The organism is Variovorax sp. GW531-E2, from assembly GCF_059423125.1.
Genome location: NZ_JBWKXQ010000040.1, coordinates 31214 through 56261 on the forward strand (window position 1 = coordinate 31214; position 25048 = coordinate 56261).

General features: G+C 67.1%; 21 protein-coding genes. 16 read left to right on the plus strand and 5 right to left on the minus strand.

All coding sequences use genetic code 11. The features are described from left to right. Positions 1-30: 30 nt before the first annotated feature. Complete coding sequence (locus tag AC07XP_RS21510; RefSeq protein WP_495265821.1) at positions 31-600, plus strand: type II secretion system protein N; 570 nt, start codon at positions 31-33, stop codon at positions 598-600. Positions 601-637: 37 nt separating this feature from the next. Here AC07XP_RS21510 and ilvA read toward each other — a convergent pair whose 3' ends face one another. Beyond that, complete coding sequence (gene ilvA / locus AC07XP_RS21515) at positions 638-2203, minus strand: threonine ammonia-lyase, biosynthetic (protein WP_492734035.1); 1566 nt, start codon at positions 2201-2203, stop codon at positions 638-640. Between the two features lie 73 nt (positions 2204-2276). Here ilvA and AC07XP_RS21520 point away from each other — a divergent pair, with 73 nt between their 5' ends. Then, positions 2277-3407 (plus strand): site-specific integrase, encoded by a 1131-nt coding sequence (locus AC07XP_RS21520; RefSeq protein ID WP_495265822.1) that lies wholly within the window; start codon positions 2277-2279, stop codon positions 3405-3407. Between the two features lie 94 nt (positions 3408-3501). Here AC07XP_RS21520 and AC07XP_RS21525 read toward each other — a convergent pair whose 3' ends face one another. Then, positions 3502-4782 (minus strand): porin, encoded by a 1281-nt coding sequence (locus AC07XP_RS21525; RefSeq protein WP_062472689.1) that lies wholly within the window; start codon positions 4780-4782, stop codon positions 3502-3504. A 272-nt stretch (positions 4783-5054) separates the two neighbouring features. Here AC07XP_RS21525 and AC07XP_RS21530 point away from each other — a divergent pair, with 272 nt between their 5' ends. Continuing rightward, entirely contained in the window at positions 5055-5504 is a 450-nt protein-coding gene (locus AC07XP_RS21530; protein WP_487848136.1) for an OsmC family protein, read from the plus strand. A gap of 28 nt (positions 5505-5532) precedes the next feature. On the opposite strand, the gene coq7 is transcribed toward AC07XP_RS21530, so the two are convergent. Then, positions 5533-6162 carry a 2-polyprenyl-3-methyl-6-methoxy-1,4-benzoquinone monooxygenase gene (gene coq7 / locus AC07XP_RS21535; RefSeq protein WP_139700940.1) on the minus strand — a complete coding sequence of 210 codons (630 nt, stop codon included), beginning with the start codon at positions 6160-6162 and terminating at the stop codon, positions 5533-5535. A 282-nt stretch (positions 6163-6444) separates the two neighbouring features. On the opposite strand from coq7, the gene AC07XP_RS21540 reads away from it, so the two are divergent. The 9 genes from AC07XP_RS21540 to ygiD all read left to right on the plus strand — a co-directional run bounded on the left by AC07XP_RS21540 (position 6445) and on the right by ygiD (position 17804). Further along, on the plus strand, positions 6445-7668 hold the full coding sequence (locus AC07XP_RS21540) for a porin (RefSeq protein WP_070094987.1): 1224 nt from the start codon (positions 6445-6447) through the stop codon (positions 7666-7668). 184 nt (positions 7669-7852) lie between these two features. Continuing rightward, positions 7853-8833, plus strand: a complete 981-nt coding sequence (locus tag AC07XP_RS21545) for an ABC transporter permease (protein ID WP_056573001.1) — start codon at positions 7853-7855, stop codon at positions 8831-8833. Position 8834: 1 nt separating this feature from the next. After that, positions 8835-10109 carry a M20 aminoacylase family protein gene (locus AC07XP_RS21550; RefSeq protein ID WP_070060001.1) on the plus strand — a complete coding sequence of 425 codons (1275 nt, stop codon included), beginning with the start codon at positions 8835-8837 and terminating at the stop codon, positions 10107-10109. Positions 10110-10140: 31 nt separating this feature from the next. Next, positions 10141-11721, plus strand: coding sequence for an ABC transporter substrate-binding protein (locus AC07XP_RS21555; RefSeq protein ID WP_495265823.1), 1581 nt, complete (start codon positions 10141-10143; stop codon positions 11719-11721). A 77-nt stretch (positions 11722-11798) separates the two neighbouring features. Further along, entirely contained in the window at positions 11799-12710 is a 912-nt protein-coding gene (locus tag AC07XP_RS21560; RefSeq protein ID WP_070059999.1) for an ABC transporter permease, read from the plus strand. A 20-nt stretch (positions 12711-12730) separates the two neighbouring features. Next, positions 12731-13801, plus strand: a complete 1071-nt coding sequence (locus AC07XP_RS21565; protein WP_062472640.1) for an ABC transporter ATP-binding protein — start codon at positions 12731-12733, stop codon at positions 13799-13801. Next, the gene (locus tag AC07XP_RS21570; protein ID WP_495265824.1) at positions 13798-14838 is read left to right on the plus strand and encodes an ABC transporter ATP-binding protein; all 1041 of its coding nucleotides are present in this window, start codon (positions 13798-13800) and stop codon (positions 14836-14838) included. The genes AC07XP_RS21565 and AC07XP_RS21570 overlap by 4 nt, the downstream gene beginning before the upstream one ends. After that, complete coding sequence (locus AC07XP_RS21575; protein WP_495265825.1) at positions 14835-16796, plus strand: glycosyltransferase family 2 protein; 1962 nt, start codon at positions 14835-14837, stop codon at positions 16794-16796. The genes AC07XP_RS21570 and AC07XP_RS21575 overlap by 4 nt, the downstream gene beginning before the upstream one ends. A 102-nt stretch (positions 16797-16898) precedes the next feature. Beyond that, positions 16899-17804 carry a 4,5-DOPA-extradiol-dioxygenase gene (ygiD, locus tag AC07XP_RS21580; RefSeq protein ID WP_495265826.1) on the plus strand — a complete coding sequence of 302 codons (906 nt, stop codon included), beginning with the start codon at positions 16899-16901 and terminating at the stop codon, positions 17802-17804. A 25-nt stretch (positions 17805-17829) separates the two neighbouring features. Here ygiD and zwf read toward each other — a convergent pair whose 3' ends face one another. Further along, positions 17830-19302 (minus strand): glucose-6-phosphate dehydrogenase, encoded by a 1473-nt coding sequence (zwf, locus tag AC07XP_RS21585; RefSeq protein ID WP_062472648.1) that lies wholly within the window; start codon positions 19300-19302, stop codon positions 17830-17832. 143 nt (positions 19303-19445) lie between these two features. On the opposite strand from zwf, the gene AC07XP_RS21590 reads away from it, so the two are divergent. From AC07XP_RS21590 to AC07XP_RS21605, 4 genes are read left to right on the plus strand one after another with little or no spacing between them, the layout of a single operon-like run. Continuing rightward, positions 19446-20456 carry an ABC transporter substrate-binding protein gene (locus AC07XP_RS21590; protein ID WP_062472650.1) on the plus strand — a complete coding sequence of 337 codons (1011 nt, stop codon included), beginning with the start codon at positions 19446-19448 and terminating at the stop codon, positions 20454-20456. Next, positions 20457-22730 (plus strand): ABC transporter permease, encoded by a 2274-nt coding sequence (locus tag AC07XP_RS21595; RefSeq protein WP_495265827.1) that lies wholly within the window; start codon positions 20457-20459, stop codon positions 22728-22730. Then, the gene (locus AC07XP_RS21600) at positions 22727-23767 is read left to right on the plus strand and encodes an ABC transporter ATP-binding protein (RefSeq protein WP_062472653.1); all 1041 of its coding nucleotides are present in this window, start codon (positions 22727-22729) and stop codon (positions 23765-23767) included. Before AC07XP_RS21595 ends, AC07XP_RS21600 begins: the two co-directional genes overlap by 4 nt. Positions 23768-23779: 12 nt before the next feature. Then, positions 23780-24442, plus strand: coding sequence for an HAD family hydrolase (locus AC07XP_RS21605; RefSeq protein WP_070059991.1), 663 nt, complete (start codon positions 23780-23782; stop codon positions 24440-24442). Here AC07XP_RS21605 and AC07XP_RS21610 read toward each other — a convergent pair. Further along, a partial coding sequence (locus AC07XP_RS21610) for a lipocalin family protein (protein WP_495265828.1) occupies positions 24388-25048 on the minus strand: 661 nt, incomplete at its 5' end. The two genes, AC07XP_RS21605 and AC07XP_RS21610, sit on opposite strands and share 55 nt — an antisense overlap.

Genomic DNA, 25048 nt, shown 5'->3' on the forward strand with positions numbered 1-25048 from the left:
GCCCCACTTGCAACGACGGGGCTTTGGGCGTTGGCCGCGGGCGCCGCGGTGTTCTGGGCGCTGCGGCTGGCCTCGCCGGCCGACGCCGTGGCTGCGGCGGCCACGATGCCGCGCGCACCGGTCGCGGCCGATGCCGAGGCGGTGGCCCGGTTGCTGGGCGTAGTCACGGTGACGTCGAACGCGCCCGTGGCGCCGGAGGCCGCGAGCCGCTTCGCGCTGTCGGGCGTGGTGGCGGACCCGTCGAACCAGGGCGCGGCGCTGATCTCGATCGACGGCAAGCCGCCGCGGCCGTTCCGCGTCGGCTCGAAGGTCGGCGAGAGCTATGTGCTGCAGTCGGTGGGCGTGCGCGCGGCCACGCTCGGTGCCCAGCGCGACGGGCCGGCGGCGTTCACGCTGCAGCTGCCGGTGCGTGCGCCGCTGAGCATGGGGCTTCCGACGCCACCTGCTGGTCTGCCGTCGGTGTCGCCGGCTGTGCCTGCCGGCCCGTTGCCGGCCACGATGCCGGCAGTGGTGATGCCGCCGCAGCAGCAGTTGCAACCTGCCGCCACGGCGGGCGCCGCGATGGAGCCACCGCCGCAGGCGCAGACCCCTGCGCAGTAAGCGCAGCGGTCGCTTTCTTTCTCTTTTCTTCTTTTCTTCAGGCCTGAAGGAACAGGCGGTAGGCCGGGTTGGCCGTTTCCTCGACGCAGGGATAGCCCAGCGTTTCGAGGAAGCTGTCGAAGGCCGCCGACTCTTCGGCCGGCACCTGCAGGCCCACGAGGATGCGCCCGTAGTCGGCGCCCTGGTTGCGGTAGTGGAACAGGCTGATGTTCCAGTTCGGCCGCATCAGGCTCAGGAACTTGAGCAGCGCACCGGGACGTTCGGGGAACACGAAACGCAGCAGGCGTTCGTCGTGCGCCAGCCCCGTGCGGCCGCCCACCAGGTGGCGCAGATGCTCCTTGGCGAGTTCGTCGTGCGTGAGGTCGAGTGCGTCGAAGCCGTGTTCGATGAAGACCTTCGCGATGGTGGCCGACTCGCCGCGCGCCGAGGTCGTGAGGCCGACGAACACGTGGGCCTTGGCGGCATCGCTGATGCGGTAGTTGAACTCGGTCACGTTGCGCGGCGCGCCACCGGCGGGCAGCTCGCTGATGAGTTCGCAGAAACGACGGAAGCTGCCGCGCTCTTCGGGGATGGTCACGGCGAACAGCGCTTCGCGTTCCTCGCCGACTTCGGCCCGCTCGGCCACGAAGCGCAGCCGGTCGAAGTTCATGTTGGCGCCGCACAGGATCGCCGCGTAAGTCTCGCCTTGCCGGCCGTGCTCGGCCGCGTACTGCTTGATCGCCGCCACGGCCAGCGCGCCGGCCGGCTCGACGATGCTGCGCGTGTCGACGAACACGTCCTTGATGGCGGCGCACACCGCATCGGTGTCGACCGAGATGTAGCCGTCGACCAGGTTCTGCGCGATGCGGAAGGTTTCTTCGCCGACCAGCTTGACGGCCGTGCCATCGGAGAACAGGCCGACGTCGGGCAGGTTCACGCGCTGGTGCGCGGCGACCGATTGCATCATCGCGTCGGAGTCGTTCATCTGGACGCCGATCACCTTGATCTCGGGCCGCACGGCCTTGATGTAGTTGGCCACGCCGGAGATGAGGCCGCCGCCGCCGATCGCCACGAACACCGCATCGAGCGGACCTTGGTGCTGGCGCAGGATTTCCATCGCGATGGTGCCCTGGCCCGCGATGACGTCGGGGTCGTCGAAGGGATGGACGAAGGTCAGGTTCTGCTGCGTCTGCAATTCGAGCGCATGCAGGTAGGCATCGGAATAGCTGTCGCCATGCAGCACGATCTCGCCGCCGAAACCACGCACTGCATCGATCTTCAATTGCGGCGTGGTCACGGGCATCACGATCACTGCGCGCGTGCCGAGCTTGCGCGCGCCGAGCGCAACGCCTTGCGCGTGATTGCCGGCCGATGCGCAAATCACACCGCTCGCCAATTGCGCTTTGCTCAGGTGCGCCATCTTGTTATAGGCACCGCGCAGTTTGAAACTGAATACGGGTTGCTGGTCCTCGCGCTTGAGCAACACGGTATTGCCAAGTCGCTCGCTGAGCGCGCGCGCCTTCTCCAACGCAGACTCGACGGCCACGTCGTAGACCCGCGCATTGAGGATTTTTCTGAGATAGTCGGCGGGCGTTAACGCCGCAGTAACAGGTGCATTGCGCAAGATCTTTTCCAGGGAGTTTTCATTTGCTAACCATCAATCATAAGAGGCATCGGTATTGCATGCGGGGAATGGCATGGACACAAATGTCATAAACCTATTCCGCAAGGCTCCTGCTGCAAATGATTCCGGTTTTTTTGCGCGCACCTATCCCGCGATTCATACGCCCGCTAATTCACTAACAGTTGGGCAGAATTTGTTATCAGTTTCTGTCAGTGACCTTTCGAAGGGACTGATGCAGGCCGAGGCTGCGCGCGTGCAACGCGGCGAAATCGGACGGCCCACATGGCAGGTCATGGGCAACAGATTGCGTGCGCACATCGTTCCGTTGCTGGGCGATGTGCCGGTGGCTGTGTTCGCGACCGCGGACGTGCAGCGCCTGATCGATCACCTCGGCGAACAAGGCTTCACCAGCACGACGATCGCGCAATACCTCGTGTTGCTCCGCAAGGTGGTCATGCATGGCGTGCACGTCGGGGCATTGCGCGAGGCCCCGGTGTTCCCGAAGGTCAAGGTGCGCAGCCAGCCGCGCGGCAGCTTCAGCGTGGCGGAGTACCGTGCGCTGATTGCGGCGGCGCGCAGCTTGCGCGGCCATTCGCACCCGGTGCTGGATCGGTTGACGGCCGGCGAACGTTTCTGGATCGCTCGCGAATTGCTTGTCATGCCCGACGAGCTGCCGTGGCTGATCCGCTGGATGGTCAACACCTTCGTGCGCCCCAGCGACATCAAGCTCATGAAGCACAAGCACATCGAAGTGGTGCGCGGCAAGCATGTCTACCTGCGGATGAACCTGCCGGAGACCAAGCGGCACAGCCAGCCCATCGTGAGCCTGCGACCTGCCGTTCGTGTCTATGAATGCCTGCTCGCGTACCGCGGGACGCATGGCTTCGGCGGGGCGGAAGACTACATCTTCATGCCGCACCTGAAGAACCGCGAGCACGCGCTGGCGGTTCTCAATTTCTTCTTTCACTGGGTGCTCGAAAAGACCGGTCTCGAGAAAGGACCGCTGGGTCAGTCGAGGACGCTGTATTGCTTGCGCCATACGGCCATCACGTTGCGGCTCTTGTATGGACAGGGGATCGACATGCTGACGCTGGCGCGCAATGCACGAACGAGTGTCAACATGGTCGAGCGTTTCTACGCATCGGTTTTGAGCGGAGAAATGAATGTGGGGCTGCTGCAGAGCAGGCGTGGCCGGATGAATTGAGGAAGGACAAAAAGCCGCCCGGCTTGAACCGGGCGGCTTGAGTGTTTGCAGATTCAAACTGGCGTGGGCCAGCATGTGAATCGACAGTGAGCGATCAGAAGGCGTGACGGATGCCGAAGTCGTAGCCCGTCGAGGTCTTCGGCGTGAAACCGTTGCCGGTGCCTTGGAAGCTCGGGCCACCGACGGTCAGCGATGCGCCGTTCTTGTTGCTCACGCGAGCAACGGTGGCGTACAGGGCCGTGCGCTTCGACAGGTTGTGCACGTAGCCGATCGCCAGCTTGTTGGCCTTCTTGTCGGCGGGCAGCACTTCCCACGGGTTGCGGGCAACCAGGTTCTCGTCGTACTTGACGCTCGAGTACGAAGCGCGGATCAGTCCAGCACCGACCGGCACGGTCACGCCGAGCAGGTAGCCGGTCAGATCGATGTCCGGACGGCCGCCGAGGTACGGTTCGACTTCGTAGTCAACCTTGTTCTTGGCGCGCGACAGTTCACCGAACAGCTTCACGGGACCGAAGTCGTACGAAGCGCCCAGGTTCAGCGTGTTGACCTTGGTGGTCGTGCCGACGTAGAACTGGTCACCCACGGTGCTGCTGCCATAAGCCAGCGCAACGTCCAGGGGGCCGTTGGCGTAGCCGAAGCGACCGCCGACATAGCGACCGGTGCGCGAGGCGTTTTCCGTGAGGGGCGTTGCGGTGCCGGGGCTGTACTTGGTCTTCTCGTGGAAGCCGTACATCACCTGGCCGTAGAAACCACCCAGGTTCGGCGGCAGGAAGTAGCCGATGCTGTTGCCGGCGCGAACGTAGTTGCTGCCACCGGCATCGGGGAGCTGCGGAACGTTCTTGAGGGCGTCGGGGAGCTTCTTGCCGTCGGCATAGCCGGTGAAGCCGCCGAATGCGCCATTGGCTGTGTTGACCAGGTTGGAGCCGACGCCATTGGTGCCGAACGGATCGAACACGGTGTCGTTCCAGAACGTCGGGGTGTAGTCGCGGCCGAGGCGGACTTCACCGAACCCGCCCGACAGGCTCACGGTCGAACGGCGCGTGAATGTCGAGACGCCTGTCTGGCCATCGTCGTTGCTGATCGGGGCTTCGAGCCAGAAGCTGGCGGCCAGGCCACCACCGAGGTCTTCTGTGCCACGGAAGCCCAGGCGGCTGGAGTTGTAGCCCGAGTGGGCCAGTTCACGGCGGCTCGCCTTGATGCTGCCGCGGTTCAGGTAGAACGGGTTGTAGATGGGGAAGCCGAGCCTGTCGTACGTGACGCCATTGCCCAGGTCACGCGAGGTGGACGAGTAGCCGCTGATCGACGCGTCGACCACACCAAACAGCGTGACGGACGACTGAGCCGAGGCAACACCGGCAACAGCCAGGGCAGCCAGAGCAGCTGCCCTTTCGGAGTGGACGGCTAGAGTGGCGCGGCCATCGGGGCGCACAAAGAAAAAAGCCCCGAGTCTTGCGACTCGGGGCTAAATCCACCAATTGGAAGGGTGGAGGAGACAACTGGGTGCGCACCATGAAGTGCGCAGCAATGAAATAGAGTATACCCACCCTTTGTTGCGATGCAACAAGCAGGCGATGCTTTTCCCACACACAAACCGATGTTGGCGTGCACTTTTGCGCACCAATTCATCCCAATTGGAGCTGAAACACCATGGAATGCACAGTAAGTTGGACCGGTGACGCAGGCACCCGATCGGCCATGGGCTTCGTGGCCGAGACCGGCAGCGGCCATGTCCTGATGATGGACGGCGCTCCGGATGCGGCCAAGCCCGAGAACGGCGGCCAGAACCTGGCCGCGCGGCCGATGGAAACCGTGCTCGCTGGCACGGGTGGTTGCACGGCCTACGACGTGGTGCTCATATTGAAGAGGGGGCGCCATCGTGTCGAGCGCTGCAGTGTCAAGCTGACCAGCGAGCGCGCTGAAAAGGACCCCAAGGTCTTCACCAAGATCCACATGCACTTCACCGTGGCGGGCAAGGGCATTCCGGCCATCGCCGTGGAGCGGGCGATCGCTCTCAGCCACGAAACCTACTGCTCCGCCAGCATCATGTTGGCGAAGACGGCGGAAATCACGACCAGCTTCGATCTGATCGAGACCTGAAAACCCCGTTGGATGGCGACCGAAGGCCCTAGATTCGGTGGGCGACGGTCGTCATGACCCGCGATGCCAGGCGCATCAGGGCCTTGGCCGGGGCCGGCAGTTCCGCTGCGCCCGCGTCGACGGCCTGCGTGGCATGGCGGGCTTCGTCAACCTTCATCTGCTCGACCACGGCGCGGGACGCGTGATCGGTCGGCGGCAGCCGGTCCAGGTGGCTTTCAAGGTGCGCTTCCACCTGCCGTTCGGTTTCGGCGACAAAGCCGAGGCTCAGGGGATCGCCCAGGCGTCCGGCAATCAGGCCAAGACCGAAGGCGCCTGCATACCAGAGTGGATTCAGGAGGGACGGGCGGGCGCCCAGGTCGTCCAACCGCTGCCGGGTCCAGGCCAGGTGATCGGTTTCTTCATGCGCGGCTTCCAGGAAGTGCGCGCGCAACGCCGGGTCCCGCGCCACGGCGGCCTGGGCGGTGTACAGCGCCTGGGCACAGACTTCGCCGACATGGTTCACGCGCATCAGCGCACCGGCCTCGCGGCGCTCCGATTCGCTCAATTCACCTTGCGGCTGGATCGCGGGCGGAAGCGCCCGGGTGGCGTGAGATCGGGCAAAAAGCGTGCGCAAAGCCGCATCGGCGGCTGTGAGGGCGGGGTCGAGCAGGGCGGTCATGGGTCTATTTGAACGCACCTGTCCGGCGATGCAAGGACAGCACATTTCGTTTCATATCGTGGCAAAACCACCCGTCTAAGTCCTTTGTTGCACGACTGCAACGAAACACGCGGGGCTTCCAAGATTTAGGGCGATTTGTTTTGCCCTGCCGCAGCGGCTCTGGTGCAATAGCATCAACTTCCCAAAAGGAGGTTGGCCCGGGGTCCGGTGGGAGCACAAAAGTGCCAGTCACGGTGAGCCCTTCGCACCGGAGCCCTATGTTTAACCTTGGAGAAACTTGCAATGAAAAAATCTCTAGTTGCTCTGGCTGCCCTGGCTGTTGCCGGTGTTGCCTCGGCTCAGTCGTCCGTCACGCTGTTTGGTGTGGTCGACGCGTCGATCAGCGGCTACTCGTCCACCTCGCGTGACCTGAACGGCGCCACCTTCCTGAACCCGTTCTACCTGAACCGTGGCAGCGTCAAGGTCAGCCGCACGGCTCTGGCTAACTCGGGTTACAACTCCAGCCGTCTGGGCTTCCGTGGTACGGAAGACCTGGGTGGTGGCCTGGCAGCCAGCTTCTGGCTCGAAGCCCCGATCACCAACGACGACGGCGCAACTGGCGTTTCGACGTTCGCTCGTCGCTCGACCGTGAGCCTGTCGGGTGGTTTCGGTGAAGTTCGTCTGGGCCGTGATTACACCCCGACGTTCTGGAACGACACCGTGTTCGATCCGTTCGGCACCAACGGCGTTGGCACCAACCTGATCTCGACGGCCAGCGGTTTCAACACCACCGGCGGTTCCGGTGGCTTTGGTGGCAACCCGAACTACGTTCGCGCCAGCAACACCATCGGCTACTTCCTGCCCCCGAACCTGGGCGGCTTCTACGGCCAAGTGCAGTACGGCTTCCACGAGAAGGACAAGTTCAGCCCTGGTACCGCTACGCCTAACGTCGCGAACAACTCGCGCACCGGTCGTTACGTCGGTGGCCGCTTCGGCTATGCCAACGGTCCTCTGGACGTTGCGCTGGCCTATGGCAGCAGCACCTCGGGTGACCAGTTCTACGCTGGCGTGACCAACAAGGTCAACACGCTGAACCTGGGCGCTTCGTACGACTTCGGTCCCGTGAAGCTGTTCGGTGAAGTGTCGCGCGTCAAGAACAAGGTCGACTACGAAGTCACCCCCTTCGTCGGCGCTACGCCTGACACCGACCTGACCGGCTACCTGCTCGGCGTGACCGTGCCCGTCGGTGCTGGCCTGATCCGCGCTTCGTACTCGAGCGTCAAGTACGACCTGAACCAGCCGCAAGTGCTGTTCCAGCCGCGTATCGCTGACCCGAAGGCTAACAAGCTGGCTATCGGCTACGTGCACAACCTGTCGAAGCGCACGGCTCTGTACGCTACCGTTGCTCGCGTGAGCAACAAGAACGGTGCAGCCCTGACCGTTGGCGGCCCGGCCTTCATCAACAGCGGTGTCTTCACCCCGAAGAACTCGACCGGCTACGACTTCGGTATCCGTCACGCTTTCTAATTTGATGCTGGCGCAAGCCAGCTTCGAATCGAAAGACTGAAAGCCACCCGGCGCAAGCCGGGTGGCTTTTTCTTTTGGCGCGCGCCCGTTCTCACTCGTAAAAATTGCGCCTCCACCCCCGGGGAACCCCCGTGCGGGCACGCTGCTTGCACTGCTAGCATGCCGCGATCACTCTTGTTGCTGAATGACTGCCTTTGTACTGCGCCGCCTGATCCAGGCCGTGATCGTGATGATCGCGGTTGCGTTCATTGCCTTCCTCCTCTTTCAATATGTCGGCGACCCGGTCGTGTTCCTGCTGGGGCAGGATGCCAAGCCCGACCAGATCCGTGAAATGCGCGCCGCATTGGGGCTCGACCGACCCTTCTTCGTGCAGTTCTGGCACTTCCTCGTCAACGCCGCACAGGGCGAATTCGGACTGAGCCTGCGCCAGGGCGCCAAGGTGTCGCGCCTGATCGGCGAGCGCTTCCCGGCCACGCTCGAACTCGCACTCGTGGCCGCGGCCCTGGCGCTGTTCGTCGGCATTCCGATGGGCGTGTACACCGCCCTGCGCCGTGGCACCTTCATGAGCCAGGTGTTCATGACCGTCTCGCTGCTCGGCGTGTCGCTGCCCACCTTCCTGATCGGCATCCTGCTGATCCTGGTCTTCGCCGTGACGCTGGGCTGGTTCCCGAGCTTCGGGCGCGGTGACACGGTGCAGTTCGGCTGGTGGACCAGCGGCCTGTTCAAGGCCGACGGCTGGCACCACATCATCCTGCCGGCGGTGACGCTGGCGATCTTCCAGCTCACGCTGATCATGCGGCTGGTGCGCGCCGAGATGCTCGAGGTGCTGCGCACCGACTACATCAAGTTCGCGCGCGCACGGGGCCTGTCGAACCGCGCGATCCACTTCGGCCACGCGCTCAAGAACACGCTGGTGCCGGTCATGACGATCACCGGCCTGCAGCTCGGCGGCCTGATCGCTTTTGCCATCATCACCGAGTCGGTGTTCCAGTGGCCCGGCATGGGGCTGCTCTTCATCCAGGCCGTGACCTTCGCGGACATTCCGGTGATGGCCGCCTACCTGTGCCTGATCGCGCTGATCTTCGTGGTGATCAACCTCGTGGTCGACCTGTTGTACTTCGTGGTCGATCCCCGGCTGCGCGTGGGCAAGGCGGGAGGCCATTGAGGTGAGTGTCGCAACCGCTGCCGCAACGCCGCGCCTGCAGGCCTCCGGCCGGGCCTTCGCGCACATCGCCAGCTTCTACCCCGAGATCACGGCCTTTCGTCGCGACCTGCACGCCCACCCCGAGCTCGGCTTCGAAGAGGTCTACACGGCGGGCCGCGTGCGCGAGGCGCTGCGCGCCTGCGGCGTGGACGAGATCCACGAGGGCATCGGCAAGACCGGTGTCGTCGGCGTCATCCGCGGCAAGTCGACCGCCAGCGGCCGCATGATCGGCCTGCGTGCCGACATGGACGCGCTGCCCATGCGCGAGGACAACGACTTCGGTTGGCGCTCCGCCAACGACGGCCTCATGCACGGCTGCGGCCACGACGGCCACACCGCCATGCTGGTCGGCGCCGCGCGCTATCTGGCCGAGACGCGCGACTTCGACGGCACCGCCGTGCTGATCTTCCAGCCCGGCGAAGAAGGCCTTGCCGGTGCGCGCGTGATGATCGAAGACGGCCTGTTCGACCGCTTCCCGGTGAACGCCGTCTACGCCATGCACAACTGGCCCGCGATGCCGGCCGGCACCGTCGGCATCAACCGCGGCGCGATGATGGCTGCGGCCGACCGCGTGACGATCGAGATCAAGGGCAAGGGCGGCCACGGCGCGCATGCCTACCAGACCATCGACCCCGTCGTGGTGGCCGCGCACATCATCACCGCAGCGCAGACCATCGTGTCGCGCAGCGTGCGTCCCATCGACGCGGCCGTCGTCAGCATCTGCGCCGTGCAGGCCGGCGACCTCGGCGCGATGAGCGTGATCCCGGGCGAGGCCACGCTGGTCGGTACCGTGCGCACCTTCAGCGCACGCGTGCAGGCGCAGGTCGAGCAGCGACTGAGCGAGCTGTGCACGGCCATTGCCACCGGCTTTGGCGCGACCGCGACGATCAAGTACGAACGCATCTACCCGGCCACGATCAACACCGCGCCCGAAGCGATGTTCGCGGCCGACGTGGCGCAGGCGCTGGTCGGCGCGAAGAACGTCGATCGCAACCTGGAGCCCAGCATGGGCGCCGAAGATTTTTCCTTCATGCTGCAGAAGAAGGCCGGTGCCTATCTGCGCATCGGCCAGGACGCCCGCAGCGGCGCCTTCCTGCACAACAGCCGTTACGACTTCAACGACGAGATCCTGCCGCTGGGCGCCGCTTTGCATGCGGGCCTGATCGAGCAGGGCATGCCGCTGGCTGCTACCCGCAGCCTGCAGCCAGGGAAAGCCGCCGCCACCGCGGCGCCGTGATGTGTTCGATTTCAACCCGAGGAGTGTTCCCATGAGTTTCAAGAAGCAAGCGGCTGCGGTCGCTGTCCTGTGCGCCCTGGGCGCCGTCAGCATGGTCGCCAGCGCGCAGACCATCCGCATCGCGAACCAGGGCGACGCCCTGTCGCTCGACCCGCACTCGCTCAACGAGTCGCTGCAACTGAGCGTCACCGCCAACGTCTATGAAACTCTCGTGGGCCGCAACAAGGACCTGAGCCTGGCACCGCTGCTGGCCACGAGCTGGAAGCAGACCTCGCCGAACGTGTGGCGCTTCGAACTGCGCAAGGGCGTGGTGTTCCATGACGGCACGCCGTTCAGCGCCGACGACGTGGTGTTCAGCTTCGCGCGTGCGCAGGGCGACGGCTCCGACATGAAGGCCACGCTCAGCGAGATCAAGGCCGTGCGCAAGGTCGGCGACCTCGCCGTCGAAATCGAAACCAACGGCCCGTTCCCGATCCTGCCCGACGTGATCTCGCTCACCATGATCATGAGCAAGAAGTGGTGCGAGGAAAACCAGGCCACCAAGCCCGTCGACCGCCGCAAGGGCATCGAGAACACCGCTTCGTTCAAGGCCAACGGCACCGGCCCGTTCCGCGTGCGCGAGCGCCAGCCCAACGTGCGCACGGTGTTCACGCGCAACGGCACCTACTGGGGCAAGATCGACGGCAACGCGCAGGAGATCGTGTTCACGCCCATCGCCAACCCCGCGACCCGCGTGGCCGCGCTGGTCTCCGGCGAAGTCGACGTGATGGAGCCCGTGCCCGTGCAGGACATCGCGCGCATCAACGCCGCGCCCAACGCCCGCGTCATCACCGGCCCCGAGATGCGCACCATCTTCCTGGGCATGGACCAGAAGCGCGACGAGCTGCAGTACTCGAACGTGAAGGGCAAGAACCCGTTCAAGGACAAGCGCGTGCGCCAGGCCTTCTACCAGGCCATCGACATCGCCGGCATCCAGCGCACCGTGATGCGCGGCGCCTCCAAGCCCACCGCGCTGCTCGTCGGCCCGGGCATCAACGGCTGGACCGCCGAGCAAGACAAGCGCTTGCCCTTCGACGTCGATGCCGCCAAGAAGCTGCTGACCGAAGCCGGCTACCCCAACGGCTTCGAAGTCTCGATGAACTGCCCGAACGACCGCTACGTCAACGACGGCCAGATCTGCCAGAGCGTGGCCGCCAACCTGGCCAAGATCGGCGTCAAGATCAACCTCGTGGCCGAGACCAAGGGCACCTACTTCCCGAAGATCCTGCGCCGCGACACCAGCTTCTACATGCTGGGGTGGACCCCGACCACCTACGACTCGCACAACGCGCTGAGCTCGCTCACCTCGTGTCCCGACGACAAGGGCACGGGCCAGTTCAACCTGGGCGCCTACTGCAACCCCAAGCTCGACGAGCTGACCAAGAAGATCCAGTCCGAGTCGGACAAGGCCAAGCGCAACGAGATGATCAAGGAAGCCTTCAAGGTCCACACCGACGACATCGGCCACCTGCCGCTGCATCAGCAGTCGCTGGCCTGGGGCGTGAGCAAGAAGGTCGAGCTGGTGCAACTGGCCGACAACTTCATGTACTTCAAGTGGATGAGCATCAAGTAAGTCGACCGTGGGCCGCTGCCTGAGCGGCCCGACCATGGGCCCGCTTCTTGCGGGCCCATTCCTTTTTTGCTTTCACGATGAAAAAAAATCTGGCCCGCTGGCTCGACAGCGATGTTGGCTACAGCTTTCGCACCTCGCCGGTGGCGATCGCCGCCGCCGTCATTGCGCTGGTGTGCGTCTTCTGTTCGGTGTTCGCCGGATGGGTGTCGCCGCACAACCCCTTCGACCTCGCCACGCTCGAACTCGGTGACGCCCGCCTGCCACCGGCGTGGAGCGCCGAAGGCTCCACCAAATACATCCTCGGCACCGACGACCAGGGCCGCGACATTCTTTCGGCCGTGATCTACGGCGCCCGCATCTCGCTGATCGTCGGCGTGGTGTCGGTGGTGCTGTCGGTCGTCGTCGGCGTGGTGCTCGGCCTGCTGGCCGGCTTCTTCGGCGGCTGGCTCGACTCCTTCCTCATGCGCGTGTGCGACGTGATGCTGTCGTTCCCGCCCATCCTCGTCGCGCTGCTCATCGCCGGCGTCGGCCGCGCGCTCTTTCCGGGCGCGCACGAGTCGCTGGCCTTCGGCGTGCTGATCATCTCGATCTCGCTCACGGGCTGGGTGCAGTACGCGCGCACCGTGCGCGGCTCCACGCTGGTGGAGCGCAACAAGGAGTACGTGCAGGCCGCGCGCGTCACCGGCGTTGCGCCGCTGCGCATCATGCTGCGCCACGTGCTGCCCAACGTGATGGGGCCGGTGATGGTGCTGGCCACCATCCAGGTCGCGACCGCGATCATCACCGAGGCCACGCTCTCGTTCCTGGGCGTCGGCGTGCCGCCGACCTCGCCTTCGCTGGGCACGCTCATCAGCATCGGCAACCAGTACCTGTTCTCGGGCGAATGGTGGATCACGGTGTTCCCGGGCCTGATGTTGGTGCTCATCGCACTCAGCGTGAACCTGCTCGGCGACTGGCTGCGCGACGCGCTCAATCCGCGCTTGCGCTGAACAGAAAAGGAGAACGCCTCATGACGCTGCTCCAGGTCAAAGACCTCGTTGTCGAATTTCCGAACCGCCGCGGCACGCTGCGTGCGCTCGACCGCATTTCCTTCGACATCGCGCCCGGTGAAATCCTCGGCGTGGTGGGCGAATCGGGTGCGGGCAAGTCGCTCACCGGCGCGGCCATCATCGGCCTGCTCGAACCGCCGGGCCGCGTGGCCGGCGGCGAGATCCTGCTCGAGGGCCAGCGCATCGACAACCTCGGTTTCGATGCGATGCGCCCCATCCGCGGCCGCAAGATCGGCGCGATCTTCCAGGACCCGCTGACCTCGCTGAACCCGCTGTACACCGTGGGTCGCCAGCTCATCGAGACCATCCGCACCCACCTGCCCGTGACCGAGTCGGAAGCGCGCAAGCGCGCCATCGGCCTGCTGCAGGACACCGGCATTCCCGCCGCCGAACAGCGCATCGACCACTTCCCGCACCAGTTCTCGGGCGGCATGCGCCAGCGCGTGGTGATTGCCCTGGCGCTCGCGGCCGAGCCCAAGCTCATCGTGGCCGACGAGCCGACCACCGCGCTCGACGTGTCGATCCAGGCGCAGATCATCCAGCTGCTCAAGCAGGTCTGCAAGGAACGCGGCGCGGCGGTGATGCTCATCACGCACGACATGGGCGTGATCGCCGAAACCTGCGACCGCGTGGCCGTGATGTATGCGGGCCGCATCGCCGAGATCGGCCCGGTGCACGAGGTGATCCACCAGCCCGCGCACCCCTACACCTCGGGCCTGATGGCGTCGATCCCCGACATGACGAGCGACCGCGAACGGCTCAACCAGATCGACGGCGCCATGCCGCGGCTCAATGCCATTCCGACCGGCTGCGCCTACAACCCGCGCTGCCCGCGCACCTTCGCACGCTGCCTGACCGAGCGGCCCGAGCTGATGCACGCGGGCGCCACGCGCGCCTCCTGCTGGCTGCACGATGCCGCCGACCCGCATGCGGGCCAGGCCGAGATCGCCGCGCAGCACCACGACGCCCTGGCGGCCGGCGAGCGCGCCACGCCCGAGGCGGCCGAACCCCTGGCAGAGGTGACCCGATGAGCGCCGTGATCGAACCCCGCAAGGACGCCGCAGCGGCAAAGACCGGCGAGCCGCTCGTGGTCGCGCACGACCTCGCGCGCACCTTCGACGTCTCGCCGCCCTGGCTCAACCGCGTGCTCGAACGCAAGCCGCGCGTGCTGCTGCATGCGGTCGACGGCGTGAGCTTTTCCATCGAGCGTGGCAAGACGCTCGCGCTGGTCGGCGAATCGGGCTGCGGCAAGAGCACCGTGGCGCGCCTGCTGGTGGGCCTGTATGCGCCGACGCGCGGCGGCCTGCAGTTCGACGGGCAGGACGCGCACGCCGCGTTCAAGACGCCCGAAGGCCGTCAGCTGCGCCGCCGCATCCAGATGATCTTCCAGGACCCCTACGCGAGCCTCAACCCGCGCTGGATCGTCGAGGACATCATCGGCGAGCCGCTGCGCGAGCACGGCATCCTGAGCGACAAGGACGCGCTGCGCCAGCGCGTGGGCGAACTGTTGCAGTCGGTCGGCCTCTCGCCGCTGGACATGAGCAAGTACCCGCACCAGTTCTCGGGCGGCCAGCGCCAGCGCATCTCCATTGCGCGCGCGCTCGCCACGCAGCCCGAGTTCCTCGTGTGCGACGAGCCCACCTCGGCGCTCGACGTGAGCGTGCAGGCGCAGGTGCTCAACATCATGAAGGACCTGCAGCGCGAGCAGGGCCTGACCTACCTCTTCATCTCGCACAACCTCGCGGTGGTGCGTCACGTGGCCGACCAGGTCGGCGTGATGTACCTGGGCCGGCTGGTCGAGGTGGCGGACAAGCAGAAGCTCTTCGCCGAGCCGCAGCATCCGTACACCCGCATGCTGCTCGACGCGATCCCGCAGATGAAGCACACCGGCCGTGCGCGCACGCCGGTGCAAGGCGAAGTGCCGAACCCGCTGAACCCGCCGACCGGTTGCGCCTTTCATCCGCGCTGTCCACATGCGAATGCGCGCTGCTCGACCGAGCGGCCGTCGCTGTTGAGTCTCAAGGGCGTGCAGGTGGCCTGCCACGCGGTGGAGGAAGGCCGTTTGTGAGTGAAGGCGGCAGCCCGCAGGGCTGGCCGGCGGACTTTCCGTACCGGCCGCACCTGCGCTTCTGCTCGCTGGGCAACGAGAACGTGCGGGAGGTGATGGAGGGCTTTCGCCTCGCCTGCGAACGCCTCGGCTACACCACAAGCATCGCACCGGGTCCGGGTGTCGACAACGACGACATCAACCTCTTCTTCTTCGCGATGGGCCTGAGCCTGCCCTCGGACGACGAGCTGCCTCCGAACGCGATCGTCGTCAACTTCGAGCCGGCCCTGCCCGCGTTGCTCGCGGAGATGCCCGGCTACCAACGGCTGCTGCAGCGCGCCCATGTGTGGGAGTACAGCCTCGAGAACATGGTGCACCACCCGGCGCTGGGCATCCATCGATCCGACTACGTGGGCCCGGGCTTCGAGCCGCTGGCCACGCCGCTGGTGCCGGCGTCCGAGGTGCTGGACGACGCGCAGCAGGACATCGACGTCATCTTCTTCGGCGAGACGACGCCCCGGCGGCTGCAGGTGTTGGAAGCACTGACGGCCGCCGGACTGCGGGTGGCCTACCCCTTCGGCACCGCCTGGACCCCGGCGCAGCGCGACGCCTTGCTGCCGCGCGCCAAGGTCGGGCTGAACATGCGCAAGGCCGATCACTCCAGCACCGTGGAGTTGCCGCGCCTGTCGATCCTGCTGCGGCATCGCAAGGCCGTGGTGTCGGAGCTGTATCCGCATTCCGAGATTCCGCCCGTGCTGCGCGACGCGGTCGAAGGGTGCACGAAGGACGAGCTGGTCGACCGCGTGCGCGCGCTGGTGGCCGATGCGCCGCGGCGGCGTGCGCTGGAAATCGCCGGGCCGCGGGCGCTGCAGTCCTTGCCTCCGCAGCATGAGGTGCTGGCGGGGGCGATGCAGCGTTATCTTTCGGCGGCCCGGCACCGATGGGTGGGGCAGCGGGCACGGAATACGGCTGAGCCTGCCTCGCAGGTGTCCGTCCTGATGGTGACGCGGGACAACGAGGCCGATGTCGCGGAGGCCCTGACATCGATCGCCGAGCAAAGCCTCGCACCGCACCAGATCATCTTGGTGGACGACGGCTCCACCGACGCCACCGTCGACGTGGTTCGCGCGCGCATGGCCGCCGACCCGCGGCTGGCGGGGTTGCAGCTGTTGCAGGCGCCCGTCCCGATGGGATGGGCAGCGGCTGCGCAGTGGGGGTTGATGCAGGCGCGCGGCGACGCGCTGGCGCTGTGGGCACCGACCGTGCGCTGTGCGCCCGAGCGCCTGCAGGTGCAGTCCGCGTTCCTGTGCGCGTCGCCGGAGATCGGCGCGGTCGGTGCCTGGTACACCCGCGACGGCGGCGCAGAACCGCCGACGCAGCGTCTGCCTGAGATGCACGACCAGATCCTGGCCGCGTTGCTGGCCCACTTGCCGCACGAACAACCGTTGCTGATGGGCGGTCTGATGCTGTCGTTGCCGCGCATCCAGCAACGCGGGCTGGGCTTCGATGCCACGCTCGGCCGGTTCGCATGGCTCGGCCTGCTGCTGGAACTGGTGCGCGGCGGTGTGCGGCTCGCCAACCTCGGCATCAGGCTCAGCCAACTGACGACCCGCCACGCTGCGGAACTCGTGGAAACTGATGTGACGGCGCTGACCCGCGTGCGCGAACGCCTGCTGCCGCTGGTCTTCCCCGACATGCCGTCCGCCGATGCGCAGCGGCTGGCCCGGCTCTACGGCCAGCAATGGGCGCCCGATGCCGACGATGCCACGGCGCTGCTGCGCGACATGGCGGGCGCCTGCGAGCGGCGGGGCGACGTCCACGCGACCACCGTGTTGCGCGGCGAGAGCCTGCGTGTACTGGCGGTGTATGCGGAGAACGGGCGACTGGCGCCGGGCTACCTCGACACGCTGATGCGCGAGCCCTTGCTGCGCGATTTCCTGGCGCCGCTGGGCGAACGCCTGCGTGCATTCGTGCCGTGAACCATGGTGCTTGCGCCGGGCGGTGTGCGTAAACGCACTTTCCCAGCCCTCACTGTGTTGCACAGTCCCGGGTTGGCCCCCCGAATCCACACCCCTGACACGATGACCTCCACCCCGATGACCCGCCTGCTCGGCCGCCGCGGCTTTCTCATGGGCTCGGCGCTGGGCGCAACCGCCGCGCTGGCGTCGATGACCGAGATCGCGCACGCGGCTGGCGCAGCACCGGCGCGCCGCATGCCTGTCATCTTCATCGGCCACGGGTCGCCGATGAACGCGCTGGCGGACAACGCCTTCACGCGCCGCCTCGCCGCCTGGGGCCGCGAGCTGCCGCGCCCCACTGCGATCCTCAGCGTGTCGGCGCACTGGCTCAGCCAGGGCGCGACCGGGGTCACGGTGCAGACGCGGCCCAAGACGATCCACGATTTCGGCGGCTTTCCGCAGGCGCTGTTCGACATCGAATACCCTGCGGCGGGTCATCCAGCACTCGCGCGCGAAACGATCGGCGCCGTCAAGCAAACGCCGGTGATCGCCACCGAGCAGTGGGGGCTGGACCACGGCACCTGGACCGTGCTGAAGCACCTGTACCCGAAGGCCGACGTGCCGGTTTTCCAGCTCAGCATCGACTACGACAAGCCGGCCGCGTTCCACCATGCGGTGGGGCGCGACCTGGCGGCCTTGCGCGACCAGGGGGTGCTCGTGATGGGCAGCGGCAACGTGGTGCACAACCTGCGCGCCACCGACCGCGGCACGCCCGATGGGCTCAAGGCCAGCCGCCCGTGGGCGCAGTCGTTCGACGAGGCGGTCAAGGCCGCGCTGGCCGGCCGGGACGACCGCGCGCTGATCGGCTACGAAAAGCTCGAAGGGGCGTCGACCGCCGTGGCCACGCCGGACCACTACTTCCCCTTCCTGTATGCCCTGGGCGCTGCGGCGCCGGGCGAGCGTGCGAAGACGGTCTACGAAGGCTTCCAGTCGGGCACGCTCAGCATGCGCTGCCTCCAGTTCGGCTGAAGGCGCGGCGCATTCGGCGGCGGTCTTACTGCTCCTCGCCCCAGGCGAAGCCGTCGCGCGCGATCATGGCGCTCGACGCGCTGGGGCCCCAGGTGCCGGCCGCATAGGGGCGCGGACCGCCGTCGGATTCCCACGAATCGATGAGCGGCTCGACCCAGCGCCAGGCTTCTTCCTGCTCGTCGCTGCGCACGAACAGGTTGAGGCGCCCGTCGATCACATCGAGCAGCAGGCGCTCGTAGGCACCCACGCGCTCGGCGCCGAAGCGCTTGTCGAAATCGAGGTCGAGCTGCACCGGCGCCAGTTGCGCGGCGCTGGCGTGGCCGTTGCCGCCGCGCTGGCGGTTGTCCTGCGCCTGCGCGAGCATGTGCAGCTCCAGGCCGTCCTTGGGCTGCAGGTTGATCACCAGCTTGTTCACGTTGCCTGCGGGTGCACGGTAGATGGCGTGCGGCGTGGGGCGGAAGTTGACCTCGATGCGCGCGTCGCGCGAGGCCAGCCGCTTGCCGGTGCGGATGTAGAAGGGCACGCCGGCCCAGCGCCAGTTGGCGATTTCGGTGCGCAGCGCCACGAAGGTTTCGGTGCGGCTGTCGGGGTTCACGCCCGGCTCGTCGCGGTAACCCTGCACGCGCTCGCCGTAGGCCGTGCCGGCCGTGTACTGGCCGCGCACCGCGTGCAGGCCCAGGCTCTCGGGCGTCCAGGGCTTGAGGGCGCGCAGCACCTTGAGCTTTTCGTCGCGGATGGCATCGGCGTGCGCGTTGATGGGCGGCTCCATGGCCACGGCGCACAGCAGCTGCAGCGCGTGGTTCTGCACCATGTCGCGCAGGGCGCCGGTCTGGTCGTAGAAGGCGCCGCGCTTTTCCACGCCCAGGTCTTCGGCCATGGTGATCTGGATGTTGGCGATGTGCTCGCGGCGCCAGATGGGCTCGAACAGGGCATTGCCGAAGCGCATCGCGAACAGGTTCTGCACCGAGGGCTTGCCCAGGTAGTGGTCGATGCGAAAGACCTGCTTTTCCTCGAGCACCTTGCCCACCGCGGCGTTGATGGCGCGGTTGGAGGCCAGGTCGTGGCCCAGCGGTTTTTCGAGCACGACGCGGGTGCGCGGGCCGTTGAGCCCGGCGGCGGCGATCTGCTCGACCACCTGCGTGAAGAGCGCGGGCGCCGTGGCCACGTACATCACGACCGTCTTGGCGTCGCGCTGCTTGAGCAGGTCGGCCAGGCTGGCGTAGTCGGCGGGCTTGGACAGGTCCATGCGCAGGTAGTGCAGCATGGACGCGAACTTCTTGAACTCCTCGGGGGAGGGGCGCTTGGCGCCTTCGACGGCGCTGAAGCGCGACTGGATCAGCTCGCGGTACTGGTCGTCCGACAGGTCGTCGCGCGCCACCCCGACGATGCGCCCGTCCTGCGGCAGGCTGCCGTGCCTGAAGGCCTGGAACAGCGCGGGCATCAGCTTGCGCCACGCAAGGTCGCCAGTACCGCCGAACAGAACGAGATCGAAGCTCATGAGAAAACTTTCCTTTGTCTGAATGCCGAGCAGGCAACGTGCCAGTCGCGATGGTACTTGTACCGATTCGGCACACCTGTACTAAAGCTACGCTGTCCCATGGCCGCGAGGCCTTTTTTTATTGCCGAGGCAGGGGAATACCAATGAAGAAGCTTTTCACGGCAGCCGCGCTGCTGGGTCTGTCGGCCGCCGCGTCGGCGCAGACCGTCAACGTCATCTGCTCGGTGCAGGCCGAGTGGTGCAACGTAATCTCCACCGTCTACGCCCGCACCACGGGCGTGCGCATCAACATGGCGCTCAAGGGCTCGGGCGAGGCGCTGGCCCAGCTCATCGCCGAGAAGGACAACCCCAAGACCGACGTCTGGTTCGGCGGCACGGGCGACCCGCACCTGCAGGCGGCCGAGCAGGGGCTCACGCTCGAATACAAGTCGCCCACGCTCACGCAGCTGCATCCCTGGGCCCAGCAGCAGGCCAAGCAGTCGGGCTACAAGACCGTGGGCATCTACTCGGGCCCGCTGGGCTTCGGCTACAACCCCGAGCTGCTGGCCAAGAAGAAGCTGCCCGTGCCCAAGACCTGGGCCGACCTGCTCAAGCCCGAGTACAAGGGCGACATCCAGGTGGCCAACCCCGCATCGAGCGGCACGGCCTACACCATGATCGCCACGCTGGTGCAGCTCATGGGCGAGGACAAGGCCTTCGACTACCTCAAGGCGCTGCACAAGAACGTGGGCCAGTACACCCGCTCGGGCACCGGCCCGATCAAGGCGGTGGCGCGCGGCGAAACCGCGATCTCCATCAGCTTCGTGCACGACGGCCCGGGCGAGAAGATGCAGGGCTTCCCGGTCGAGACCATCACGCCGAGCGACGGCACCGGTGCCGAGATCGGCTCCATGAGCGTCATCAAGGGCGCGCGCAACCTCGATGCCGCCAAGAAGTTCTACGAATGGGCGCTCACGCCCGCGGCGCAGGAACTGGGCGCCGCCAACAAGCAGTTCCAGCTGCCCAGCAACGCGAGCGCCAAGCTCGACCCGCGCATTCCTGACTTCAAGAAGATCAAGTTCATCAACTACGACTACGCCAAGTACGGCGCCAGCGCCGAGCGTCGCCGCCTGATCGCGCGCTGGGAAAAAGACGTCAACTCGCTGCCGCGCTAAGTGCAGGCGCGTTCCAACGAAGGCGCGCCGGCCAACCCGGCGTCCCTGGCCGCCGCCCGGCGCGCGCGGCGATGGATCTGGGCCTGGGTCGCGCTGGGCCTGGCGGCCTATCTCGTGCTGCCCTGGTATGCGATCCAGGATGCGACCTGGTACGAAGCCGTTCCGCAGGTCTTCGGGCAGGCGGAAGGCGCCAACGGCCTGATGCAGGCGGCGACGCAGGGCCGCAGCTGGCTCTTCATCGGGCTGGCCGGGCTGCTGCTGTGCGCCGTCGGTGCGGCCTTGCCGGCCGGCAAGGCGCAGGGGCGCTGGCTGCTGGCGGGCGGCGCGATCGGCGCCATCGGCCTGGCCGTGGCGGGCTTCACCATCGGCGCGCGCGGCTGGAGCGTCGCGGCGCTCAACACCCAGTTCGGCGAGTTGGCCGTCAACCAGTTCGGCATCGGCGCGGGCGGCTTCGTGGCGCTCACGGCGCTGGTGCTGCTGGCGGCCTTCGGCATGGCGCGGCTCGGCCTGTTCAAGGGCGACCTGTTCGTCTCTGCCTCGGTGGTCGGCTGCGGCGTGCTGATGGCGCTGTTCATCGCCTACCCGGTGAGCCGGGCGCTGTCGGGCGCCTTCTTCAATGAAGACGGGCAGTGGTCGATCACGGCCTTCGCGGCGCGCGTGTTCACCGAGCGCATCTGGGGCCTGGGTTGCCTGGCGGGCGGCGTGCGCTGCGGCGTGGCGTGGAACACGCTGGTGCTGGCGCTGCTCACCGCGGCCGGCACCACCTTCCTGGGCACGCTGATGGCGCTGATGGCCGAGCGCGGCAACCGGCGCGGGCAGGGCGCATTGCGCGTGCTGGCGCTGCTGCCGATCATCACGCCGCCGTTCGTGGTCGGCCTGGGCCTCATCTTGCTGTTCGGCCGCGCGGGCATCGTCAACCAGGTGCTCGAAAACATGTTCGGCATCGAGCCCACGCGCTGGTTCTACGGTATGCCAGGCGTGCTCGTGGCGCAGCTGTTCGCCTTCACGCCCATCGCCTTCATGATCATGCGCGGCGTCGTGCAGGGCATCGCGCCCAGCCTGGAAGAAGCCGCGCAGATGCTGCGCGCCGACCGGCGCCGCGCCTTCTTCACCGTGACGCTGCCGCTGCTCAAGCCCGGGCTGGCCAACGCCTTCCTGGTCGGCTTCATCGAGAGCATTGCCGACTTCGGCAACCCGGTGGTGGTGGGCGGGCAGTTCTCGGTGCTGTCGACCGACATCTTCTTCGCCATCGTCGGCGCGCAGTACGACCAGGGCCGCGCCGCGTCGCTGGCCTGGGTGCTCACGCTGTTCGCGCTCGGCGTGTTCGCGCTGCAGCGCGGCCTGCTCGGCAAGCAGAACTACACGACGGTGAGCGGCAAGGGCGACGCCGGCATCGCGATGGCGCTGCCCGACGGCGTGCGCCGCACCATCCAGTGCATCGCGCTGCCGTGGATCGCGTTCACCGCCGTGGTCTACCTGTTCGCCTTCGCGGGCGGCTTCGTGCAGACCTGGGGCCGCGACTACAGCTTCACGCTCAACCACTTCAAGAGCGCCTTCGCGCTGGAGTGGGGCCAGTTCGGGCTGGTGTGGGCCGGCACCGCGTGGAACTCGCTGATCACCACGCTGAAACTGGCCGGCATCTCGGCGCCGATCACCGCGGCGCTGGGCCTGCTCATTGCCTGGCTGCTGGCGCGCAACGAGTTCAAGGGGCAGGGCGCCTTCGAGTTCGGCGCGCTGCTGGCCTTTGCGATCCCGGGCACGGTGCTGGGCGTGAGCTACATCCTGGCCTTCAACGTGCCGCCGTTCGAGCTCACGGGCACGGGGCTCATCATCGTGCTGTGCTTCATGTTCCGCAATCTGCCGGTGGGCGTGCGGGCCGGCACGGCCGCCTTCAAGCAGCTGGACCGCTCGCTCGACGAGGCCTCGCTGATGCTGCGCGCGTCCACGTCGCAGACGCTGTTCAAGGTGGTGCTGCCGCTGCTCAAGCCGGCGCTGGTGGCCGCGCTGGTCTACAGCTTCGTGCGCGCCATGACGACGGTGAGCGCCGTGATCTTCCTGGTCACGGCCGAGAACGAACTGGCCACCACCTACATCATCGGCCGCGTCGGCAATGGCGACTACGGCATCGCGCTCGCCTACTGCACGGTGCTCATGGTGCTGATGTCGCTGGCCATTGCGCTGGTGCAGTTCGTGGTCGGAGAGCGCAAGTTGGGAAGACGCGGGGCCACGCCCAATCACCAAGGGCATCACAAAATGGAAAGCCTCTCCGTATGAACGGTATCGAATTCCGCAACGTCACCAAGCGCTACGGCACGGACAAGAACGGCCCGATGGCCGTCAAGGGCATCAGCTTCGAGGTGCCTGTGGGCACGCTCACCACCATCCTCGGCCCCTCGGGCTGCGGCAAGACGACCACGCTGCGCATGATCGCGGGGCTCGAATCGCCGACCTCGGGCTCGATCTTCATGGGCGGGCGCGACGTCACCACGCTCGGGCCGGGCGAGCGCAACGTGAGCATGATGTTCCAGAGCTACGCGCTGTTCCCGCACATGAACGTGATCGAGAACGTGGGCTACGGCCTGCGCATGAGCGGTGTGAAGAAGGACGAAGCCACGGTGCGCGCGCGCGAGGCGCTCAGGGGCGTGGGCCTGGTCGGTTTCGACGAGCGCCTGCCCAGCGAGCTGTCGGGCGGCCAGCAGCAGCGCGTGGCCCTGGCGCGCGCGCTGGTGCTCGAACCGGCGGTGCTGCTGTTCGACGAGCCGTTGTCCAACCTCGACGCCCGCCTGCGGCGCGAGATGCGCGAGGAGATCCGCTCGCTGCAGCAGCGCCTGAAGCTCACCGTGGCCTACGTGACGCACGACCAGAGCGAGGCGCTGGCCGTGAGCGACCAGATCATCGTCATGGACCACGGCGTGATCGCCCAGCGCGGCACGCCCGAGCAGCTGTACGGCCGGCCCGAGAGCGAGTTCGTCGCCGGCTTCATGGGCGAGGCGATGGTTTTTCCGGCCGTGGCGCAGGCCGACGGCAGCGTCACGCTCGGCCCGCTGCGCCTGCAGCCGCGCTACGCAGTGGCGCCCGGCACGGTGAAGGTGGCGGTGCGGCCCGAGGCCTGGGACATCGGCGCGCTCGACGGCCTGCCCGCCACGCTGCGCAAGTCGGCGTACCTGGGCAGCTTCTACGAATACGGCTTCGACACCCCGCTGGGGCCGGTCTTCGTGGTCTCGACCGACCTGTCGCGCCCGCTGGCGGCCGGCACGCAGACCACCCTGTCGCTCGGAACCCATGGCGTGAGCGTGGTGCCCGGCGCATGAAACAATGGCGCCATGAACGTGGTTTTCGATCTTGGCGCCGTGCTGTTCGCCTGGGAGCCGGCACGGCTGGTCCAGGCCCATCTCCCCTCTCACGCCCCCACTGACGCCGCCGCCGCGGCCCTGGGCCGGGCCCTTTTCCATCACGACGACTGGACCGGCTTCGACTGCGGCACCCGCACGCTGGACGATGCCATCGCCCGCATGTCGGCGCGGCTGGCGCTGCCCGCCGAGTCGCTGCACGCCATGCTCGACGGGCTCGGGGAGCGGCTGGCGCCGATCGACGTCACGGTCGCGATGCTCGAAGAGCTGCTCGTGCAGCGCGACGCCGGCGAGCCGCTGCGCCTGTACTACCTGTCGAACATGCCCGTGCCGTTCGCCCGCGCCCTCGAGCGCCGGCACGCCTTCATGCGGCGCTTCGACGGCGGCGTGTTCTCGGGCGACGTGAAGTTCCTCAAGCCCGAGCGCGAGATCTACGAGCTGCTGGCCATGCGCCACGGCCTCGACCCCGAGCAGACGGTGTTCATCGATGACTCGGCCGCCAACGTCGAGATGGCCCGCGCCTTCGGCTGGCACGCCATCCATTGCACCGCGCCCGACAAGCTGCCGGCGCAACTGCAGCGCTACCTGCCGGTGAGCACCACCCTGTCGGTGTCGAACCCCAGGCTGCGGGCGTAGTCCAGCTCGGCCTGCAGCGCCTCGTCCTCCAGGCGCGGCGCGCGCGACAGCACCCAAAGGTACTCACGGTCGGGCGTGCCGACCAGCGCCACCTGGTAGTCGCGGTCGAGCTTCAGGATCCAGTAGTCGCCCCACACCAGCGGCAGCCAGCCCATCCAGGCGGGAGCGAAGCGCACCTGCAGCCGTCCCGCGCCGGGCTGGCCGGCCACGGGCACCACGCGCGCACTGCCGATGGCCTCGTCGAAGTTGCCGTCGTCGCGCACGCAGCGGTTGCGCACCTGCACGGTGCCGTCGGGCTGCGGCGTGTACTCGGCGCTCACCGGGCCGGCACACTGTGTCTGGAACCGGTTGGGCAGCCGCGCCTGTTCGTGCCAGACGCCGGCGTAGCGGTGCAGGTCGACCGGCGCCACCACCTGCAGCGGCGCGCGCATCAGCGGGGCACCGTCGGCCGGGCCGGCGGGCCGGGCACGGGCCGTGCGTGCGGCGCCCAGTGCGTACCAGGTGGCCACGCCGCCCACGACGAAGGCGGTGGCCATGGTGCCGATCGCGTGGCTGGTGCGGCGGTCGTCGAAGGCGCGACCGGCGGCGGTGGCGGGGCGTGGGGGG

Coding starts and splice junctions, on each gene's coding strand:
- AC07XP_RS21600 (WP_062472653.1), top strand. CDS start 22,727: ATGAACGGTATCGAATTCCGCAACGTCACCAAGCGCTACGGCACGGAC.
- AC07XP_RS21545 (WP_056573001.1), top strand. CDS start 7,853: ATGACTGCCTTTGTACTGCGCCGCCTGATCCAGGCCGTGATCGTGATG.
- AC07XP_RS21590 (WP_062472650.1), top strand. CDS start 19,446: ATGAAGAAGCTTTTCACGGCAGCCGCGCTGCTGGGTCTGTCGGCCGCC.
- AC07XP_RS21570 (WP_495265824.1), top strand. CDS start 13,798: ATGAGCGCCGTGATCGAACCCCGCAAGGACGCCGCAGCGGCAAAGACC.
- zwf (WP_062472648.1), bottom strand. CDS start 19,302: ATGAGCTTCGATCTCGTTCTGTTCGGCGGTACTGGCGACCTTGCGTGG.
- coq7 (WP_139700940.1), bottom strand. CDS start 6,162: ATGACCGCCCTGCTCGACCCCGCCCTCACAGCCGCCGATGCGGCTTTG.
- AC07XP_RS21555 (WP_495265823.1), top strand. CDS start 10,141: ATGAGTTTCAAGAAGCAAGCGGCTGCGGTCGCTGTCCTGTGCGCCCTG.
- AC07XP_RS21530 (WP_487848136.1), top strand. CDS start 5,055: ATGGAATGCACAGTAAGTTGGACCGGTGACGCAGGCACCCGATCGGCC.
- AC07XP_RS21560 (WP_070059999.1), top strand. CDS start 11,799: ATGAAAAAAAATCTGGCCCGCTGGCTCGACAGCGATGTTGGCTACAGC.
- AC07XP_RS21565 (WP_062472640.1), top strand. CDS start 12,731: ATGACGCTGCTCCAGGTCAAAGACCTCGTTGTCGAATTTCCGAACCGC.
- AC07XP_RS21605 (WP_070059991.1), top strand. CDS start 23,780: ATGAACGTGGTTTTCGATCTTGGCGCCGTGCTGTTCGCCTGGGAGCCG.
- ygiD (WP_495265826.1), top strand. CDS start 16,899: ATGACCTCCACCCCGATGACCCGCCTGCTCGGCCGCCGCGGCTTTCTC.
- AC07XP_RS21520 (WP_495265822.1), top strand. CDS start 2,277: ATGGACACAAATGTCATAAACCTATTCCGCAAGGCTCCTGCTGCAAAT.
- AC07XP_RS21540 (WP_070094987.1), top strand. CDS start 6,445: ATGAAAAAATCTCTAGTTGCTCTGGCTGCCCTGGCTGTTGCCGGTGTT.